Consider the following 3,194-nt stretch of genomic DNA (forward strand, 5'->3'; position numbering starts at 1 on the left):
CATTACAGGAATGCTGCCCCGTTACTTGAAGAAGAAAAGCGATCCTTCGTTGTTGAAGCATCGCACCCGTTAGTGAAGGAAGTAATATTTATTCTTTGCCTTTGGAATGTGACTCAATTGAATTAACTTTTTGAAGAACCACTTTTACAAATATTCCAATTAATATATAAAAAGGGACAGAGTATAAGTGATTCCATTTAATGATTTTGTATATCCCAAGCCATTGAAAGATATTTTCTCCTATATATGAAGCAAAAAACGCATAGGTTATAATTGCTAATATGTATTTTTTCCACGTAGGAAATCTCTGATAAATCATCGAGTAAATAAAGGGAACAATAGATAAATCAGCAGGGGTAAACTCATCTCTTTCTAATGGCGTTAAAGTATATGGATATATCCAAAAACCTAGAGATGTACCAATTTGGTCCAAAATGAAAGCAATTCCTGCTGTAATCAGCCCAACCAGACTTATTTCTTTTAACCGAGTTTTATCGACAAATCTCCACCATAAAAACAATGGAAAAATAACAACAAAAATTTCAAACCACCACTGATATGTAAAAACCACATCTTTAGTCCAGTAATCGAACCACAACTTTCGGAGGTAGTTATAGGTCTTTTCTATTTTTTGAAACCTGTCCATTACTCTCCTCCTCTTTTAATTTAAAAACTGACCGATATACATATATCCCTCGCATCTATAACAATCTTTTTTAATATTCCTCTCAATAAACCCAATTATTACTATTTCTTCTTCCACTAACCTGCTTCTTTAGTTGAATAAGAAAAAGCCGGCTGAAACGGCAGCCGGAACTTTAAGTAATGCACCCGTTTGTTGAAGAAGATATTTATTTAGTTCCATTAACAATGAGGTCTACTCTTTCAAAAGGTTTTTGGTTTTCAACATAAATGTCCTCTGAAATCATCCAATTATTTTCCCATATAAAACGAGCCTCTTCCCCATCTCTTTCAAGACCTCGTGAAAGCCTTATCTCTCGTGGACAATCAACCCATATTGTAAAATCATATTTATTTGCTAATTCATTACGAATGGAATAAACACCTTCTATAATGACAATTCCTCCGATTGGAACAGTATGCCATTCTGCTATATCATCCGTCTCCCAATCATATCTCTGATAACGTCCCTCTCTGTTTTGACTTATAGGTTCAAGAACTTGATTTAACACACGTTTCCAATCAAAATCTGCACCTATGTTTTTTTTCTCTGGATGTGTTTTTATTAGTTGTGAGGATGGTAAATAAAAATCATCCATATGTACAACAGTTACATTAGAAAATTCATCCTTCAATTTATTTGCTAATGTACTTTTTCCTGAACCCCCACACCCATCTATTCCAATTAACAAGGTTTGTTGTTTTTGTGGAATTGAATTAATTGAACTAACTAATTGTTCGAATTTAATAAAATCACCTTCTTTAGTTTTGAAAATCACTAAATCACCTTCTTAAAGTTTGTTAAATACTAGTTCCTCAAACATTTCATCAGAACCTGCTTATTGAAGTAAACTGCCCCGATAGTTCAATATCCCAACGTTTTTATTTCTATAATCAAGGTAATAATTCCTCTAATATAAGGAGGGATTTACTTTGCTGGTATCAAAAGCCTGGGAACTTTACGAATCGGATAAAAAATTCAAGGGTTCACTCCACAAACACTAAAAGCCTATAGACTCCAATCAAAGTAACTCATTAAACATTTTGACGATGTAAGTATTGAATCAATGACGACAGATCAGTTGAAAGTATACTTAGCAAAGTCCAGCGAACACTTAAAGCCATCCAGTTTATCTCATCGAATTCAATTTATTAAATCGATATTTCGCTGGTCACACGAAGAAGGACATATTTCAAAGAATCCAGCAGCTAAAATTAAAGAACCCAAACAAGGAAAACGAATTCCAAAATTTTTAACAGAAAGGGAAATTGAACATTTGAGAGAAGCGTGCTTTACTCCAAAGGAAAAGGCGTTATTTGAATTTATGTTTTCAACGGGTTGTAGAATAGGTGAAATTGTTTCACTTGAAAAGAATTCCATTAATTGGTCTAATCTTTCAGCAATAGTAATTGGAAAAGGAGACAAAGAAAGGGAAGTTTATTTTAATATACGTTGTGAAATTTGGTTAAAACGATACCTAGACCTACGGCAGGATAAAGATCCAGCTATTTTTGTAACTGAACGGTACCCACATAAAATGAGCATTGCACAGATGAGAAATATTAAAAAGCGAATTTCAAAACGGGCTGAGATCAACAAAATAATTCATCCGCACCAACTACGCCACAGCTATGCCACACACTTATTGAACAATGGAGCTCCAATTGATGTTATTCAGAGTCTACTAGGGCACGAAAAGAGCGAGACCACTAGGATTTATGCTCAGTTAAGCGGGAATCTTAGAAGAGAATTTTATAGAAAATATTTCTAATAAAAATGAAAGGCAGCGGACAACCGCTGCTTTTCCACACTATTGCTGCCCGTTAGCTCAATCAACGGTCAGGAATGAATACGATTATATATTCGGTACCTAGTTCTTCTTTTACTTTTTCAGTAAGATGTTGCCCAATTGAATTATGTTCATTAATTGAGATTTTCTTATATAGACCAGTCCATTGATCTAACTCTGCTTTAAGATTGTCTGTTATCGGAAAGTTTCAAAATCAAGATTCCAGCCACATTGGTTGCACCATATTGGATCTGCCACAAAATCAGCTTCGATTTTAAATGAATTAGTAAATTCACATTTACAAAGATCTTTTAACATTAAAAAGTCAGCTCCCAAAACTCAAATAGTTCTTCAACTCCCTCAGTTTGATACGAATATCTCTTGAATGCTCACTTATTCGCAGGATTTCATAACCCTTATAAATAGAATGACGGGTAATTGGAATGAATCCATATCATTTGGCTTCGTGAAGGCATAGTTAAATAAAGGAGTTAGCTATTACTCCATATATTACCATATAATGTACATCTCCACGCCGCCCCTGGAGNNCCCATGTCTCAACGGGTCAAGTGCCCTCTCATTCCTTCGTCATGCCTATCCAAGGGGTGGAGGCCAGTTATGCTAAACTGATGGGTCACAGTGCCCTTTTGTTGAAGAAACCTGGTACTCCGTACATATTTGAAATCCTACGAATAAGACAACATTCAAAATTAAAGTTAACTA

2 protein-coding genes and 1 pseudogene are annotated in these 3,194 nt (G+C 34.8%); 1 reads left to right on the forward strand and 2 read right to left on the reverse strand.

Features of this window, described 5'->3' with window-relative positions:
- Positions 1-88: 88 nt before the first annotated feature.
- Together COE25_RS28570 and COE25_RS28575 are read right to left on the reverse strand one after the other, a co-directional pair.
- Entirely contained in the window at positions 89-646 is a 558-nt protein-coding gene (locus COE25_RS28570; RefSeq protein ID WP_098935069.1) for a CBO0543 family protein, read from the reverse strand.
- Between the two features lie 205 nt (positions 647-851).
- Positions 852-1,430, reverse strand: a complete 579-nt coding sequence (locus COE25_RS28575) for a uridine kinase family protein (protein ID WP_257209011.1) — start codon at positions 1,428-1,430, stop codon at positions 852-854.
- 184 nt (positions 1,431-1,614) lie between these two features.
- Here COE25_RS28575 and COE25_RS28580 point away from each other — a divergent pair.
- Positions 1,615-2,453 (forward strand): annotated as a pseudogene (locus COE25_RS28580) (tyrosine-type recombinase/integrase).
- Positions 2,454-3,194: the final 741 nt, after the last annotated feature.

This window comes from Bacillus sp. AFS031507 (genome assembly GCF_002584635.1).
Lineage (GTDB): Bacteria > Bacillota > Bacilli > Bacillales > Cytobacillaceae > Neobacillus.